Source organism: Amycolatopsis samaneae (assembly GCF_039541975.1).
In the GTDB taxonomy this organism is placed as follows: Bacteria; Actinomycetota; Actinomycetes; order Mycobacteriales; family Pseudonocardiaceae; genus Amycolatopsis; species Amycolatopsis samaneae.
Window position 1 is genome coordinate 359,991 of the sequence record NZ_BAABHG010000009.1, and the last position, 14,952, is coordinate 374,942.

At 71.3% G+C, this 14,952-nt stretch carries 13 protein-coding genes; 3 read left to right on the forward strand and 10 right to left on the reverse strand.

All coding sequences use genetic code 11. The annotated features are described in order from the left end of the window. Window positions 1-10 precede the first annotated feature (10 nt). Window positions 11-940 (reverse strand): NAD-dependent epimerase/dehydratase family protein, encoded by a 930-nt coding sequence (locus ABD987_RS25350; RefSeq protein ID WP_345398844.1) that lies wholly within the window; start codon window positions 938-940, stop codon window positions 11-13. Window positions 941-1,014: 74 nt separating this feature from the next. Next, window positions 1,015-2,154 (reverse strand): DegT/DnrJ/EryC1/StrS family aminotransferase, encoded by a 1,140-nt coding sequence (locus tag ABD987_RS25355; protein ID WP_345398530.1) that lies wholly within the window; start codon window positions 2,152-2,154, stop codon window positions 1,015-1,017. 145 nt (window positions 2,155-2,299) lie between these two features. On the opposite strand from ABD987_RS25355, the gene ABD987_RS25360 reads away from it, so the two are divergent. After that, on the forward strand, window positions 2,300-5,434 hold the full coding sequence (locus tag ABD987_RS25360; RefSeq protein ID WP_345398533.1) for an AfsR/SARP family transcriptional regulator: 3,135 nt from the start codon (window positions 2,300-2,302) through the stop codon (window positions 5,432-5,434). A gap of 478 nt (window positions 5,435-5,912) precedes the next feature. Here the strand turns inward: ABD987_RS25360 and ABD987_RS25365 are convergent, their stop codons facing one another. Beyond that, window positions 5,913-6,413 (reverse strand): nuclear transport factor 2 family protein, encoded by a 501-nt coding sequence (locus tag ABD987_RS25365; protein ID WP_345398536.1) that lies wholly within the window; start codon window positions 6,411-6,413, stop codon window positions 5,913-5,915. Window positions 6,414-6,560: 147 nt separating this feature from the next. Here ABD987_RS25365 and lhgO point away from each other — a divergent pair, with 147 nt between their 5' ends. Beyond that, window positions 6,561-7,754 carry an L-2-hydroxyglutarate oxidase gene (gene lhgO, locus ABD987_RS25370; protein WP_345398539.1) on the forward strand — a complete coding sequence of 398 codons (1,194 nt, stop codon included), beginning with the start codon at window positions 6,561-6,563 and terminating at the stop codon, window positions 7,752-7,754. A 7-nt stretch (window positions 7,755-7,761) separates the two neighbouring features. Here the strand turns inward: lhgO and ABD987_RS25375 are convergent, their stop codons facing one another. The 3 genes from ABD987_RS25375 to serS all read right to left on the reverse strand — a co-directional run bounded on the left by ABD987_RS25375 (window position 7,762) and on the right by serS (window position 10,102). Further along, on the reverse strand, window positions 7,762-8,322 hold the full coding sequence (locus ABD987_RS25375; RefSeq protein ID WP_345398542.1) for a DUF3558 family protein: 561 nt from the start codon (window positions 8,320-8,322) through the stop codon (window positions 7,762-7,764). 84 nt (window positions 8,323-8,406) lie between these two features. After that, window positions 8,407-8,754: a DUF3558 domain-containing protein gene (locus tag ABD987_RS25380; protein WP_345398545.1), complete on the reverse strand. Its 348-nt coding sequence runs from the start codon at window positions 8,752-8,754 to the stop codon at window positions 8,407-8,409. Between the two features lie 79 nt (window positions 8,755-8,833). Further along, window positions 8,834-10,102 (reverse strand): serine--tRNA ligase, encoded by a 1,269-nt coding sequence (gene serS, locus ABD987_RS25385; protein ID WP_345398548.1) that lies wholly within the window; start codon window positions 10,100-10,102, stop codon window positions 8,834-8,836. Window positions 10,103-10,250: 148 nt separating this feature from the next. Here serS and ABD987_RS25390 point away from each other — a divergent pair, with 148 nt between their 5' ends. Next, window positions 10,251-11,546: an aspartate aminotransferase family protein gene (locus ABD987_RS25390; protein WP_345398551.1), complete on the forward strand. Its 1,296-nt coding sequence runs from the start codon at window positions 10,251-10,253 to the stop codon at window positions 11,544-11,546. Window positions 11,547-11,610: 64 nt separating this feature from the next. Here the strand turns inward: ABD987_RS25390 and ABD987_RS25395 are convergent, their stop codons facing one another. The 4 genes from ABD987_RS25395 to ABD987_RS25410 form a co-directional block, all read right to left on the reverse strand. After that, window positions 11,611-12,516, reverse strand: a complete 906-nt coding sequence (locus ABD987_RS25395) for a haloalkane dehalogenase (RefSeq protein WP_345398554.1) — start codon at window positions 12,514-12,516, stop codon at window positions 11,611-11,613. Window positions 12,517-12,554: 38 nt separating this feature from the next. Further along, entirely contained in the window at window positions 12,555-13,007 is a 453-nt protein-coding gene (locus ABD987_RS25400) for a DUF350 domain-containing protein (protein ID WP_345398557.1), read from the reverse strand. 108 nt (window positions 13,008-13,115) lie between these two features. Continuing rightward, entirely contained in the window at window positions 13,116-14,288 is a 1,173-nt protein-coding gene (locus ABD987_RS25405) for a glutathionylspermidine synthase family protein (RefSeq protein WP_345398560.1), read from the reverse strand. Beyond that, window positions 14,289-14,918: a hypothetical protein gene (locus tag ABD987_RS25410; protein WP_345398563.1), complete on the reverse strand. Its 630-nt coding sequence runs from the start codon at window positions 14,916-14,918 to the stop codon at window positions 14,289-14,291. Between the last annotated feature and the right edge of the window lie 34 nt (window positions 14,919-14,952).

The window sequence follows — 14,952 nt, forward strand, 5'->3', positions numbered from 1 at the left end:
CCCGCGGAGGTCACGGGGTGTCACTCACCAGTTCACGCATACCGTCCTCGACCGAGATCTTCGGCTCCCAGCCGAGCACCTCGCGGGCGCGGGTGATGTCGGCGGCGCGGCGCGAGACCAGCACGTCACGGTCGTTGAACACCGGCTCGACGTCGACACCGACGGCCTCGATGAGGATCTTGGCCAGCGTCGCGATGGACGTGTCGATGCCGGTGCCGATGTTGATCGGCAGGTTGCCCCGCTCGGATTCCAGCGCGGCGACGACGGCGCGCGCGAGGTCGGAGACGTGCACGAAGTCCATCGACTGGTCGCCGCGGCCGTCGATGATCGGCGGCTGGCCGCCGCGCAGGCGCTGGATGAAGTGGTTGATCACCGAGGTGTAGTAGGCCTCGATCTTCTGGCCGGGGCCGTACACGTTGAAGAACCGCAACGCGTTCCAGGACAGGCCCTTCTGCCGCTCGTAGAACCCGAGCAGGTCCTCGCCCGCGCGCTTGGAGATGCAGTACGGCGTGAGCGGGCGCAGCGCGTCGTCCTCGTGCATCGGCAGGCGCTCCGGGTCGCCGTACACCGAGGCCGTGGACGCGAACACCAGCCGCTCGACGCCCTCGTCCGCGGCGGCGGCGAAGACGTTGTGGTTACCGGTCATGTTGATGTCGAGCGACTCGTGCGGGTCGGCGACGGACTTGTTGATCGACACCGTGGCGAAGTGGATGACGTGCGTGCAGCCGCGCATGGCCTCGCGCACCGCGCCGCCGTAGCGGACGTCCTTCTCGACCAGCTCGACCTTGCCGGTGGCGACGAACTCGTTGACCCGTTCCCGGTCGCCGCGGGTCATGTTGTCCAGGATCCGGACGGTGTAGCCACCCTCGATCAGCAGCGGGATGACATGCGCGGCGATGAACCCGCCGCCCCCGGTGAAGAGAACCTTCTTGTCGGACATGGTCACGCTTTCTCCTCGTTCGGCGTCCGGGCGGTGGGTAAGAGACTCGCGGCCTGAGCGTTGAACACCGTTGCTCACGTGAGGCTGTGCACGGCTTCGCGCACGGTCGTGGCGACGCGCTCGACCTCGGCGTCGGTGAGGTTCGCGTGCATCGGGACCGCCAGGTGGCGGGCGAAGGCGTCGGCCGAGACCGGCAGCGGCGGCTGGTCGCCGTAGATCGGCTGGAGGTGCGAGGCGTAGGTGCCGAAGTTGCACTGGACGCCCCGCTCGCGGATCCGCAGCGCGAGCGCGTCGCGGCTGATCTCCGGCGCGACGGTGAGGATGTAGGCCTGCCACGGGTGCTCGCGGTCGGGCAGTTCGACCGGCACGGTCAGGCCGTCGACGCCGTCGAACGCCTCGTGATAGCGCTTCGCCACCGAGCGGCGGGCCGCGAGGAGGTCGGGCAGGCGGTCCAGCTGGACGTTCATGATCGCGGCCTGGATGTCCGAGAGCCGGAAGTTGTAGCCCAGTTCGTGGAAGCTCGGGATCGGCAACGTGTCCGAGCCCTCGCGCGAGATCGCGGGCTCGATGCCGTAGGTGTGCAGCTTGCGCGCGCGGGCGATCAGGTCCTCGCGGTCGGAGACGAGCGCGCCGCCCTCGCCCGCGGTGATGCCCTTGCGGCCGTGGAAGGAGAACGCGGCGAGGTCGGCGAGGCTGCCCGCCGGTCGCGTCCTGTAGGTGGCGCCGGCCGAGCAGGCGGCGTCCTCGAACAGCCAGAGGCCGTGCCGGTCGGCGATCGCGCGGTACTCGTCGAAGTCGCCGGGCTGGCCCGCGACGTCGACCGCCAGGATGCCGACGGTGCGCGGGGTGATCGCGGCCTCGACCGCGGCCGGGTCGGCGCTCCAGACGTCCGGGCGGATGTCGGCGAACACCGGCTTCGCGCCCGCCTGGACCACGGCGTGGCCGGTGGCGGGGAAGGTGTAGTCGCCGACGACGACCTCGTCGCCGGGCTGGACGCCGAGCACCTTGAGGCCGAGGAACAGGGCCGAGCCGCAGTTGCTCGTGCTCAGCGCGTGCGCCGTGCCGACGGTGCGGGCGAACCGCTCCTCGAAGCGGCGGCACGCGGGCCCCGCACCGGCGAGCCACCCGGAACGGAAGACCTCGGCCACCGCGGCCAGCTCTTCGTCACCGACGGTCGGCTGGCCGAGGACCACGGATTCCTCGCTGTTGGACATACCTCTCCCATTGCGCCCGGATGCGGCGAAGTGTATAGAGCGCCGGATACCAAGAGCCGTTCGGGTGACATCCGGGCGTGCCGTGACGTATGGGGTAAGCGGGACGTCGCCGCCGTCGCGCCAGGGCTCGGCATAGGCTGACCACATGCGCTTCGGCATTCTGGGGGAGACCGCCGCGTGGGACACCGGCGGCGGCCGGATCGCGGTCGGCGGCCCCCGGTCGCGGGCGCTGCTTTCGCTGCTCGCGCTGGACGCGGGCCGGTTCGTCCCGGCCGAGCGGCTGATCGACGGGATGTACGGCGACTCCCCGCCGGACGGCGCGGCCAACGCCCTCCAGTCCCAGGTGTCACGTCTGCGGAACGCGCTGAAGGACGTCGCCGTCGTCGAGTTCACGACCGCCGGGTACCGCCTCGACACCGACCCGGCCGAGGTCGACGTGCACCGGTTCGAGCGACTGGCCGCCGAGGGGCGGCGTGCGCTGGCGGAGGGGGACGCGGCCCGCGCGGCGGAGTCGCTGCGCGCGGCGCTGGCGTTGTGGCGCGGGCCCGCCTTCGCCGACGTCCCGGCTGCCCCGTTCGTGGGCGCGCAGGTCGCCCGGCTGGACGAGGTGCGGGCGGAGGCCGCCGGTGACCGCGTCGACGCCGAGCTGGCGCTGGGCCACGCGCAGGAGGTCGTGGGCGAGCTGCGGTCGGCGATCGCCGAGCATCCGCTCCGGGAACGGCCGCGGGCGCAGCTGATCCGCGCGCTGCACGCGCTGGGCAGGCCCGCCGACGCGCTCGAGGCGTTCGAAGAGGCGCGGAGGACGCTGGCCGACGAGCTGGGCGCCGATCCAGGGCCGGAGCTCGCCCATGCCCATCTGACGGTGCTGCGCGGCGCGCCGGAGAAGCCGTCGGCGACCCCGTTGCCCGCCCAGCTCACCAGCTTCGTCGGCCGCGACGGCGAGCTGCGGCAGGTCTCGGAGCTGCTGGCGCGCGGCAGGCTCGTCACGCTGGTCGGGCCGGGCGGTGCCGGGAAGACGCGGCTCGCGATCGAAGCCGCCGGGGCAGGGGCGACCGAGGCGACGTTCGTCGGGCTCGCCCCGTGCGCCGAGGCCGCCGAAGTACCGCAGGCGGTCCTGGCGGCACTCGGCCTGCGTGACGTCCCGCTCGGCTCGCGGGGCGACGGCGTGCCGAGGGACCCGGCGGACCGGCTGGCCGCGGTACTGGCCGAACGCGCCGGGCTGCTGGTGCTGGACAACTGCGAGCACCTGGTCGACGCCGTCGCGCGGCTGGTGGCCCGGCTGCTCGCCGCGTGTCCCGGGCTGCGGGTGCTCGCCACGAGCCGGGAACCGCTGGGCATCACCGGCGAACTCCTGACCCCGGTGCCCCGGCTCACGGTGCCGCCGCCGGGTACCTCGGCGGCGCGGGCGCTGGAGTACTCCGCCGTCCGGCTTTTCGCCGACCGCGCGACCGCGGCCGATCCGGCGTTCGCGGTGGACGAACGGACCATCGGCGACGTCCAGCACGTCTGCGCGGCGCTGGACGGGCTGCCGCTCGCGATCGAGCTGGCGGCCGCGCGGGTCCGCGCGCTGCCGGTCGGGGAGATCGCGGCCCGGCTCGACGACCGGTTCCGGCTGCTGGCTCGCGGGAGCCGGGCCGCCGACGTCCGGCACCGTTCGCTGCGCGGCGTCGTCGAGTGGAGCTGGGACCTGCTCGACGAGGACGAGCGGCGGCTCGCGCGCAGGTTCACCGTGTTCGCCGGTGGCACGACGCTGGCGGCCGCGGAAAAGGTCACCGGCGTGGCCGACACGGTCGACCTGCTGCCCGGCCTTGTCGACAAGTCGCTCGTCGAAGTCACCGGTGGGCACTACCGGATGCTGGAGACCATCCGCGCGTTCTGCGGCGAGCGGCTCGACGCCGCGGGCGAGGACGGCGAGGTGCGGCGCGCGCACGGCGAGTACTTCCTGCGGCTGGTCGAAGAAGCCGACGCGAAGCTGCGCACCGCCGAGCAGCTGACGTGGCTGGACCGGCTCGACGCCGAGTACGACAACATCCTCGCCGCGTTGCACTGGTCCGCCGAAGCGGCTCCCGAGATCGCGATGCGGCTGGTCACGGCGCTCACGATGTACTGGTGGATGCGGGGACGCCGGTTCGAGGGCGCGGCGCTCGCGCTGGAGGTCGTCCGGCACGTCGGCGCCGAACCGCCCGCCGAACACGTCGACGACTTCGTGGTGTGCGTGCTCAACGCGATGTCGAGCGCGCCCGACGACGAACTGGTGACCAGGCACGCGGCGCTGGTCCGGGAGTCCACCGAAGACCGGGTGACCACGCTCCGGCATCCGGCGCTGACCATGTTGCTGGGCATCGTGCAGGGCCCGCCGGGCGACGACGCGGACCTGGTCCGGCGGGGCGAGGCGCTCCTCGACGACAGCGACCCGTGGGTGCGGGCGCTGGTGCCGATGGGGCTCGGCATGTGGGCGTTGATGACCGGCAGGCCGGCCATGGCCGAGCAGGGGTTGCGGGAAGGGTCGGCGCGGTTCCGCGCGCTCGGTGAACGGTGGGGCCTGTCCATGACACTGGATCACCTTTCCCAGCTGCTGAGCTGGCAGGGCCGGTACGACGAGGCGCTGGACCTGATGGACGAGGCGATGGCGCTGATGCAGGAGCTGGGCGCCACCGACGACAGCGCCGATCTGCTGTGCCGCCGCGGCGACAGCCGCGCCGCGCGGGGTGACCTCGCGGGTGCGCGGGAGGACTACGAGGTGGCGATCGCGCTCGCGAAGCGGGCCGGGATGCCGGAAAGCCGCGCCTCGGGCTACCTCGGTCTCGCCGGGCTCGCGCGCCGCGGTGGTGATCCGGCGGCGGCGCGGGCGCTGATCGACCGGGCGCTGGCGGAGTGTCCCGGTGGGTCGTTCGCCACCGAAGGCGTGCGGATCGCGGCGATGATCGCGCTCGGCTGGCTCGCCGCCGAGCAGGGCGCGGCCACCGAAGCCGGGGAACGCCATCGGCTGGCGTTGCGCACCAGCCACCGGTGGCGCGACGGGACGGCGGTGGCCGCGGCGCTGGAGGGACTGGCCGGGGTGGCGCTGCTGGAGAATGAGGGCGAACGGGCGGCGCTGCTGCTCGGGGCGGCGGTGGCCGTGCGGGGCATGGCCGTGGCCGGGGACCGCGACGTGGCGCGGGTGCGTTCGGCGGCGCGGGACCGGATCGGGGCCGACGAGTTCGACCGCGCCTACGGACAGGGGCTGGCGATGCCCCGGCAGAAGGCGTTGACGACGGCCGGGGTCCCCGCCGAGTCGTGACTTTACGGCCCGCGTCACACGGCACGACGTCGCGGCATCACGGCGTCGCGGCCCGGTGTCGCGGTGCGCGATTTCGGTTCGGCCCGGCACACCGTCCGGCACGGCCGTGCGCGACGTGCGGCACACCGCGCGAGCGCCATCCCCCGCCACCCCCGCCGACAGTCCTTTATGGACTCATCCGGACGGTTTTCCTTGCGGTATCCCCTGGAGCAGCCCCCACCCTCCCCGGGGAGGCGCCCCACAACCATCGTATCGCGGCAGGGGATCCGGGCTAGGGTGCTCGGTGAATCTGTGGACAGCCGCACCCGTTGTGGACAACTCGGCCCCCGCCACGGCCCCTGCTGACCAAGGTCCGTGAATGTGGCATTCACGGACCGGACCAGGGCACGCGTTCGCCGGCGGTACCGCGCACGTTCCCACTGCCCGTGGGGGCCTCCCTGAGGGAGCCTGGGTCCCTCAGGGAGGCCCCCACGGACCTTCACGGCCGTGGTGCGACGAGCGGGACGGCGTACCGGTCGCCCGAGCGGATCATCGCCCGCAACGGTTTCACCGCCACCGAGAGCAGCCTCGCGGCGAGCGGACGACCGTTACGGCGTGCGATGTCGGGACCGAACCGGTCCATCAGCGCCACCAGCCCCGGCAGGGTGCGCACGAACAACGTCGCCTCGGCGATCAGGCCCTCGTCGTCGAAGCGCAACACGGTCGCCTCTTCGATCTCCTCGCCGCCGACGCGCGCGGTGTAGACCACCACCCGCGTCCGATCGTCCCCGACGTCGAGGTGGAACCGCACGTCCTCGAGATGGGCGTACGCGACGCCGATGAGCTGCCGCAACTGGCCGAGACCGGTGAACCGCACGCGCGACGTGAGCGGCGAGTGCAGCACCGCGTCCGGCGCGAAGGTGCTCATGGCCAGCTCGATGTCCCCGGTCTCCCCCGCGCGGCGATACCGCTCCGCAGTGGCTTCGGCCGAACCTGTCATGACGCCTCCCAGCTGACACTTCCGCCGCGATCACGCTAACTCCCCCGACGCCCGCGTGCCCCGTTCCTGTGACGACGCCTACCGGCGTACCCGCTGAGGGGTGGCCTTACGGACCGTTGACCCCGACCCCGCGTAGCCTGGTCGATCGTGCGGAATGTGGTGGTCATCGGTGGTGGGATCGTCGGGCTGTCCGTGGCCTGGGAGCTGACCAAGCGCGGTCAGGACGTCACGGTGCTGGAGAAGGAGGCCCGCTGGGCTGCCCACCAGACCGGGCACAACTCGAACGTCGTGCACGCCGGGCTGTACTACAAGCCCGGCTCGTACAAGGCACGGATGTCCACCGCGGGCAATCGGTCCATTGTGGACTTCGCGCGGCAGTACGGGGTCCCGGTCGAGGTGTGCGGCAAGCTGGTCGTGGCCACCTCCGACGCCGAGCTGCCCGCGCTCGCCGTGCTCGCCGAGCGCGCGGAGGCGAACGGTGTCCCGGCGAAGCTGATCTCCCCCGCCGAAGCCAGGGACCACGAGCCGGAGGTGTCGTGCGTCGGCGCGCTGCGCGTGGAGTCCACCGGCATCATCGACTTCCCCGCCGTCTGCGCCACCCTCGTCCGGTTGCTCGACGAGACGAGCGCCGACCTGCGGCTGAACAGCCCCGCGCTGGGCATCCGGCCGGGCCGCCACGGCGGGGTCGAGGTCGCCACCGGCACCGACGTCGTGCACGGCAGCGCGCTGGTCAACTGCGCCGGCCTGCACTCCGACCGGATCGCGCGGCTGGCCGGGCTGACGCCCAGCGCGCGGATCGTGCCCTTCCGCGGCGAGTACTACGAGCTCAAACCCGAACGCCGGAACCTGGTGCGCGGCCTGATCTACCCCGTGCCCGATCCTTCGCTGCCCTTCCTCGGCGTGCACCTGACCCGGATGCTGGACGGCAGTGTCCACGCCGGACCGAACGCCGTGCTGGCGCTGCGTCGCGAGGGCTACCGCTGGCGCGACGTCTCCGCGAGGGACGTCGCCGACGTCGCCCGCTTCCCCGGGGTGTGGCGGCTCGCGCGCAAGTACGCCTACCCGACCGGCGTCGACGAGGTGCGGCGCTCGTTCTCCCGCCACCGCTTCGCCGCCAGCCTGGCCCGGCTGGTCCCGGCGGTGACCGCCGACGACATCGTGCGCCACGGCTCCGGTGTCCGGGCGCAGGCGCTGCGCCCGGACGGTTCGCTGGTGGACGACTTCCTGATCGAGACCACGCGAAACCAGGTCCACGTGCTCAACGCGCCGTCGCCGGCGGCGACCAGCGCGCTGGAGATCGCCAAGCACATCGCGGACGTGGTGAGCGACGCGGCGGCCTGAGCCGGGCTCAGAAGGCGGGCAGGTTCCCCGTCACCAACGGCAGCCCGGCCTTGACCGCGTCGCAGGACTTGCTGTCGTCGTCGAGGAAACCGCTGGTCACGTACACCGAGGTGGTGTCGGTGACCGCCAGCACCGCACCGCAGCTCACGCGCATGCCGCCCTCGTTGGGCAGCAGCAGCCACTTCCGCCCGTTGACGTCCTGCGGCTGTCCTGGCGGGGTGAAGGCCGGCCACTTGTTGTACGGCGTGGTCAGCCCGAACCACACCTCGAACGCCTTCTGCCCGCGACTGCCGTCGGTGTCCTTCCACAGGCAGTACACCGCGTTGGGCGTCGCGGTCGACTTCGACGACTTCCCGGTGGGCTCCATCTTCAGCTGCTGGGCCTGTTCGGGCTTGAGCGCCGTGCACGGGTCGACCGTGGCGAGCGGACCGGACGGCTGCGGCGCGGCCGACGGGGTGATCGACGGCGCGGGTTCCCCGCCGGGCAGGTGCGCCGAGACGAACGGCAGGACCTTCTTCGCCGCCCCGCACGACTTCGCCTCTTCGCTGGCGGAGACGCCGATGTCCACAAAGGAGTCCGGGCCGAGCGGCAGGACGTAGGTGCAGTAGCCGGGGAAGATCGAGGCGTACTGGGTCCAGGTGAACCCGCCCGCCTAGACGGTGTCCTTCTTCTGCGCGCCGCCGAGGTAGTCGTCGAGCCGCAGGCCGACCGCCCAGCCGATCGAGGTGCTGATCGCCCCCTCGCTGCTGTCCTTGAGCGAGAAGATGCACGACGCGGGTGTGCGCCGCTTCTCGTCGGCGGGATTCGCCTTGCCCGGCACCCCGTAGCCGAGCCCCTGTGCCTGGTCCGGGGGAAGCAGCGAGCAGGCATCGGCGACCTTCTTGACCGGCCCCTGGCCCGGTACCGGCGCGGCCGCCCCGCCGACCAACGTCGTGCACCCCGCCAGCACCAGCACCGCGACGGCCCCCGCCGCGGCCGCCCCTAGCCGACTGATCCGCATGTGCTCATCCTCCGTTCGGCCCGCACATTACTGGGCCGAACGCGCCCGCACCCGGCATCCGCGGAAATCCCCTGCCGGTTCAGCGGCCGATCGGCGTCAGCACCTCGCGGCCGCCGACGAACGGGCGCAGCGCTTCGGGGACCCGGACCGAACCGTCTTCGAGCTGGTGGTTCTCCAGGATCGCGACAATCCAGCGCGTGGTCGCGAGAGTCCCGTTCAGTGTCGCGGCGATCTGCGGTTTGCCGTTCTCGTCGCGGTAGCGGACCGACAGCCGCCGTGCCTGGAACGTGGTGCAGTTCGACGTCGAGGTCAGCTCGCGGTAGGTCTCCTGCGTCGGGATCCAGGCCTCGCAGTCGAACTTGCGGTGCGCGGACGTGCCGAGGTCGCCGGTCGCGGTGTCGATGACCCGGTAGGGCACCTCGATCTTCGCCAGCATCTGCTCTTCCCAGCCGAGCAGCCGCTCGTGCTCGGCCTCGGCGTCCTCGGGACGCGTGTAGACGAACATCTCGACCTTGTCGAACTGGTGCACGCGGATGATGCCGCGGGTGTCCTTGCCGTACGAACCGGCCTCGCGGCGGTAGCAGGACGACCAGCCGGCGTAGCGCTTCGCGCCGTCGTTCAGGTCGAGGATCTCGTCCGCGTGGTACCCGGCGAGCGGCACCTCCGACGTGCCGACCAGGTACATGTCGTCGTCGCGCATCCGGTAGACCTCGGCGGAGTGCGCGCCGAGGAACCCGGTGCCCGCCATGATCTCCGGGCGCACCAGCGACGGCGTGATCATCGGGACGAACCCGTTCTCCAGCGCCTGCGCGATCGCCATGTTCAGCAGGCCCAGCTGCAGCTGCGCGCCGACGCCGGTGAGGAAGTAGAACCGCGAGCCGGACACCTTGGCGCCGCGCTCCATGTCGACCGCGCCGAGGCCCTCCATCAGCTCGAGGTGATCGCGCGGGGTGAAGCCGAGCTTCGTCGGCTCGCCGACGTGCTTGAGCACGCTGAAGTCGTCCTCGCCGCCGATCGGCGAGGACGGGTGGACCAGGTTCGGCAGGGTGCGGAAGAGCTGCTCGAACTCCTCCGAGGACTCGTTCTGCTCGGCCTCGGCGGTCTTGACCTGGGCGGAGAGGTCCTTGGCCGTCGCCAGCAGGCCGGCCTTCTCCTCGCCGGAGGCCTTCGGGATCAACTTGCCCAGCGACTTCTGCTCGGCGCGCAGCTTGTCCGCGGCCGCGATCGCGGACCGGCGGCGGGAGTCGAGGCCGAGCAGCTTGTCGACCACTCCTTCGTCCTCGCCACGGGCGCGCTGCGACGCGCGCACGGCTTCCGGGTCTTCGCGCAGGGTCCTGGGGTCAATCACGAGAGATGAGAGTAGTCGCCTTGGCGTGCGGAACTCATACCGCATACACACTGTGCGGCCCGGCTTCGACAACCCGACAGTCTGATCGTTGTCCGCGGTTTCCCCCGCTCCCCATACTCCGAGCAAGCGACGAGGATGAGGAGCGACGATGACCGAAGCGGATCTGCTCGCCCGGCACAGGGCCGTCATGCCCACCTGGATGGGACTGCTCTACGAGGAGCCGATCGAGATCGTGCAGGGCCGCGACCGCCGGGTGATCGACGGGTCCGGCAAGACGTACCTGGACTTCTTCGCCGGCGTACTCACCAACGCGATGGGCTACGACGTCGCCGAGATCAGCGACGCCGTGCGCAAGCAGCTCGACACCGGGATCCTGCACACCTCGACGCTGTACCTGATCCGCTCGCAGGTCGAGCTGGCCGAGCGGATCGCGAAGCTGTCCGGGATCCCGGACGCGAAGGTGTTCTTCACCAACTCCGGCAGCGAGGCGAACGACACCGCGCTGATGCTCGCGACGCAGTACCGCCGCAGCAACCAGGTGCTCGCGCTGCGGAACTCCTACCACGGCCGCTCGTTCGCGACGGTCGCGATCACCGGCAACCGCGGCTGGTCGGCTTCGGCGCTGAGCCCGGTCAAGGTGAACTACGTGCACGGCGGCTACCGCTACCGGAGCCCGTTCCGTGACCTCTCCGACGCCGCCTACATCGACGCGTGCGTCGCGGACCTCGTCGACGTACTGGAAACCGCGACCGCGGGCGACGTCGCCTGCATGATCGCCGAGCCGGTGCAGGGCGTGGGCGGCTTCAGCCTGCCGCCGGACGGCCTGTTCAAGGCGATGAAGGAGGTCCTCGACTCCTACGGCGTGCTGTTCATCTCGGACGAGGTCCAGACCGGCTGGGGCCGTACCGGGGAACACTTCTGGGGTATCGGCGCGCACGACGTCACGCCGGACGCGATGACGTTCGCGAAGGGCCTCGGCAACGGGCTCGCGGTCGGCGGTGTCGTGGCGCGCGGCGACCTGGTGGACTGTTTCACCGCGAACTCGTTCTCGACCTTCGGCGGCAACCCGGTCTCGATGGCGGGTGCCACCGCGGTGCTCGACTACATCGCCGACCACGATCTGCAGGCCAACGCCGCCGCCCGCGGCGAGCAGCTGCTGTCCGGGCTGCGCGCGGCGGACAGCCCGCTCGTCGGCGAGGTGCGGGGCAAGGGCCTGATGATCGGCGTCGAGCTGGTCGAGCCGGGCGGCACGGAGCCGAGTGTGCGCGCGGCGGGGCGGGTGCTGGAGGAGACCAAGCGGCGCGGGCTGCTCGTCGGCAAGGGCGGGCTGCACGGCAACGTCCTGCGCATCGCGCCGCCGATGACGCTGACCGCCGAGGAGGCCCAGGAAGGCCTGGACATCCTCGTCGACTCCCTGGCCGCCGCCCAGGCCGCGCTTTCCTGAAGCGAAGGTCCGTGGGGGCCTCCTTGAGGGACCTGGAGTCCCTCAAGGAGGCCCCCACGGAACGTCAGGACCGGACGAAGCGGGCGACGTGTTCGCCGAGGAGCTCGCCCGCGTCCTCTTGGAGGAAGTGGCCCGCGTCCTGGATCGTCGGGTGGTCGAGCCCCTGCGCGCCCTTCATCGACCGCCGCAGCACCGGGGCCATCGGACCGGTGATCGGGTCGCCGTCGGAAAACGCGCACAGCAGCGGCAGGTCCAGCTCGGTGAGCGTCCGCCAGGCGGCGCGGTTCGCTTCCGACGCCGGGTCGTCCGGCCGGGTCGGCACGAGGGCGGGCATCGCGCGCGGGCCCGCCTTGTACATCTCGTTCGGGAACGGCGCGTCGTAGGCGGCCCGCACCTCTTCGGACAGTTTCGTCGTGCACCCGGACTGCACGAAGCGGCCGATGTCGAGGACCTGCGCGTTCTCGACGGCGTCGTGGAAGGCCCACCAGAGCTTCGGCATGTCGGTGTCGCCGGTCGGCAGGCCGGTGTTCGCGGCGACGACGCGGGCGAACCGGTCCGGGTTCTCCGCGACCAGCCGCAGGCCGATGAGCCCGCCCCAGTCCTGCCCGACCAGCGTCACGTCCCGCAGGCCGAGCGCCTCGAAGGCGAACGCGCGCATCCACCCGACGTGCCGGGCGTAGCTGTGGTCGACGATTTCGGCGGGCTTGTCCGACCGGCCGAACCCGACCAGGTCCGGCGCGATCGCGCGCAGCCCGGCGGCGGCCAGCACCGGGAGCATCGTGCGGTACAGGTAGGACCAGCTCGGCTCGCCGTGGAGCAGGAGCACCACGGGCCCGTCGGCGGGTCCCGCCTCGACGTAGCCCACTCTGATCAGGCCGCCGTGCGGGTCGGGAAGATCTACATGCCGTGGTTCGAAGGCGAAGCCGGGCAGGTCGGTGAACCTGTCCTCCGGCGTCCTGAGCAGGCGCATGGGTCCCACGCTAGTGGGAATCCCACCCGGTCAGCAGATCAGGAAATCCCGACCGCGACCACGAGACCGAGCGCGAGGTGCGCGGCGGCGACCACGATGGTCGCGGGCGCGAACTTGTCGCTCTCGATCGTGTTGCCCACGTCGATGCGGGTCGCCCACTCCAGCAGCCGGACCGCGACGACCTGGACGATGATCCCCAGCAGGCCGTAGACCAGCGAGGTGACCAGGCCCTCGGTCAGGTCGCTGGCCGAGTTGAAGATCGCGACGACGACGATGAACGCCATCGACAGCAGCCCGGACGCGGTGACGATGACGGCGTTGGGCTTGCCCTCCTGGACCAGCTTCGACAGCTTGCCCGGCGTGGTCCAGTCGATCGCGTAGAACCCCGCGAACATGAGCAGCAGGCCGATCATGCCGTAGAGCAGGATGGCGCCGATACCCCGCACGAGGTCGGAGCCGAAGGTGGCGGACAGCGCAACGGTGGTCGTCACGGGTTCTCCCAGAGGTGTCGATGCCGGGCGGCGTGGACGTCGCTTCGTCCAGATTGTGCCTTTCGCCCGGCACCGTCACGAACCGGGGCCCACCGGCGTCGACCGTGGTCAGGCCCCCGCGTCGGGAATCCGGTGCGGCACGAACGCGGCGCCGTCGTCGGTCACCAGCCCGCCGGTCTCGCGGATCCCCAGCCCGGCGGCGCTGTCGCCGACGATCCAGGCCCCGAGCGCCGGCCGGTACCCCTGGAACTCGGGCAGCGGATCGAACGCCTGGTAGACGTAACCCTCGGCGCCGTACACGCCGTCGGTCTGCGTTTCGTACCCGGTCGCGACGATCTGCACGTTCGCGCCCTCACGGCCGAGCTTCGGCTTGCGCACGTACTCGGTGAGCAGGCCGGGGTCGTCGGTGAACGCGGGCAGCAGGTTCGGGTGGCCGGGGTAGTTCTCCCACAGCACCGCGAGCAGCGCCTTGTTCGACAGCAGCATCTTCCAGAGCGGTTCGACCCACAGCGTGCGCGGCATCGTCTCGACGGCGAAGCGGCCGAACTCCTCGTCGACCACCCATTCCCACGGGTAGAGCTTCACCACGGTCGCCATCTGCGCCTCTTCGAGGTCGACGAAGCGCTTGAGCACCGGGTCCCAGCCGATCTCCTCGATCGCGAGGCCGACCGTGTCCAGGCCCGCCTCGGCCGCGGTCTCCTGCAGGTACGCCGTGGTGACGTGGTCCTCGCCGGAGGGATCGGCGCTGGACCAGGTGAAGTGCAGTTCGTTCGAGGGCAGCTTGTCCTTCAGCAGGCTCCAACGCTCGACCAGCTTCTCGTGCAGCGAGTTCCACTGGTCGTCGTCCGGGAACACGTCGGTCTTCCAGTGCCACTGGAGGATCGACGCCTCCAGCAGCGTGGTCGGCGTGTCCGCGTTGTACTCCAGCAGCTTCGCCGGGCTCTTGCCGTCGTAGCGCAGGTCGAACCGGCCGTAGACGTGCGGGTCCTGCCGCTTCCACGACTCGGCGATGTGCGGCCAGACCCACTCGGGGATGCCGAAGCGCTGGTAGCCCTCGGTCGTCACGACGTTGTCGACGGCTTCAAGGCACATCGAGTGCAGCAGCTCGACGTCGGCCTCGATGGAGAGGATCTCGTCCATGTCGAAGACGTAGTGGACGGATTCGTCCCAGTACGGCCGTTCCTTGCCCGATTCGTCGCGCGCGGGCGTGCCGTAGACAAGGCCCTGTTCCTCGACGATCCGCTGCCAGCCGCGCCGCGGCGCGGCCGAATCCCGGTACACCTACGAGCCCCCGCTCTTCCCGGTCCCGCCCGTGCCGCCGGTCCCGCTGCTCTTGCCGCTGATGCCGAACCCGCCGCGCTGGACCGAGGTGCCCGACTTGGTCGAGACGTTCGTGCGCGAGGAGGGCTGGTTGAAGGTACCGCCGCTGACGTGCTGACCGACCGCGCCGGTGCCGCCGTAGTTGTACCGATAGCTGTTGTAGCCACCGCCCGGGATCGGGATGAAGACGAACCCGCCGCTGTGGTAGCCGTGGTTCGCCGTGACGTACCTCTCGTCGCAGTATTTGTCGTCCTGCACGACGTCGTTCTTGTCGGTGCAGACCGCGGTCACGTTCGTGGTGTGCGCGACGGTGTAGAACGTCGCGACGAGGCCGGCGAGGCCGACCGTCACCCCGCTGCCGATCAGGATCTTGCGCTTGGTCGCCGCCTTCTGCCCGGCGATCCGTGCCACTTCGGCGGCCTCGGCCGCCTCACGTTCCTGCTGCGCGATCGCCTGCTTCCGGGCACGCTGCTCGGCGAGCGAAGGTTCTCGCGGCTTGGTCGTCTCGTCCTGGAATCGCATCGAGCCGCGCTGCGTCGGCTCCGGAGCTGGCTGCTCCCCCGAGTCCCCCGAGTTGTTGTCCTGCGTCATGCGCGCTCCGTAATCACCGGCCATCGCCTTCTAC

Excerpts from the sequence above, each read along its gene's own strand:
- ABD987_RS25355 (WP_345398530.1), bottom strand. The coding sequence starts at position 2,154 with ATGTCCAACAGCGAGGAATCCGTGGTCCTCGGCCAGCCGACCGTCGGT.
- ABD987_RS25365 (WP_345398536.1), bottom strand. The coding sequence starts at position 6,413 with ATGACAGGTTCGGCCGAAGCCACTGCGGAGCGGTATCGCCGCGCGGGG.
- ABD987_RS25350 (WP_345398844.1), bottom strand. The coding sequence starts at position 940 with ATGTCCGACAAGAAGGTTCTCTTCACCGGGGGCGGCGGGTTCATCGCC.
- ABD987_RS25360 (WP_345398533.1), top strand. The coding sequence starts at position 2,300 with ATGCGCTTCGGCATTCTGGGGGAGACCGCCGCGTGGGACACCGGCGGC.
- ABD987_RS25395 (WP_345398554.1), bottom strand. The coding sequence starts at position 12,516 with ATGCGCCTGCTCAGGACGCCGGAGGACAGGTTCACCGACCTGCCCGGC.
- ABD987_RS25380 (WP_345398545.1), bottom strand. The coding sequence starts at position 8,754 with ATGCGGATCAGTCGGCTAGGGGCGGCCGCGGCGGGGGCCGTCGCGGTG.
- ABD987_RS25410 (WP_345398563.1), bottom strand. The coding sequence starts at position 14,918 with ATGACGCAGGACAACAACTCGGGGGACTCGGGGGAGCAGCCAGCTCCG.
- ABD987_RS25390 (WP_345398551.1), top strand. The coding sequence starts at position 10,251 with ATGACCGAAGCGGATCTGCTCGCCCGGCACAGGGCCGTCATGCCCACC.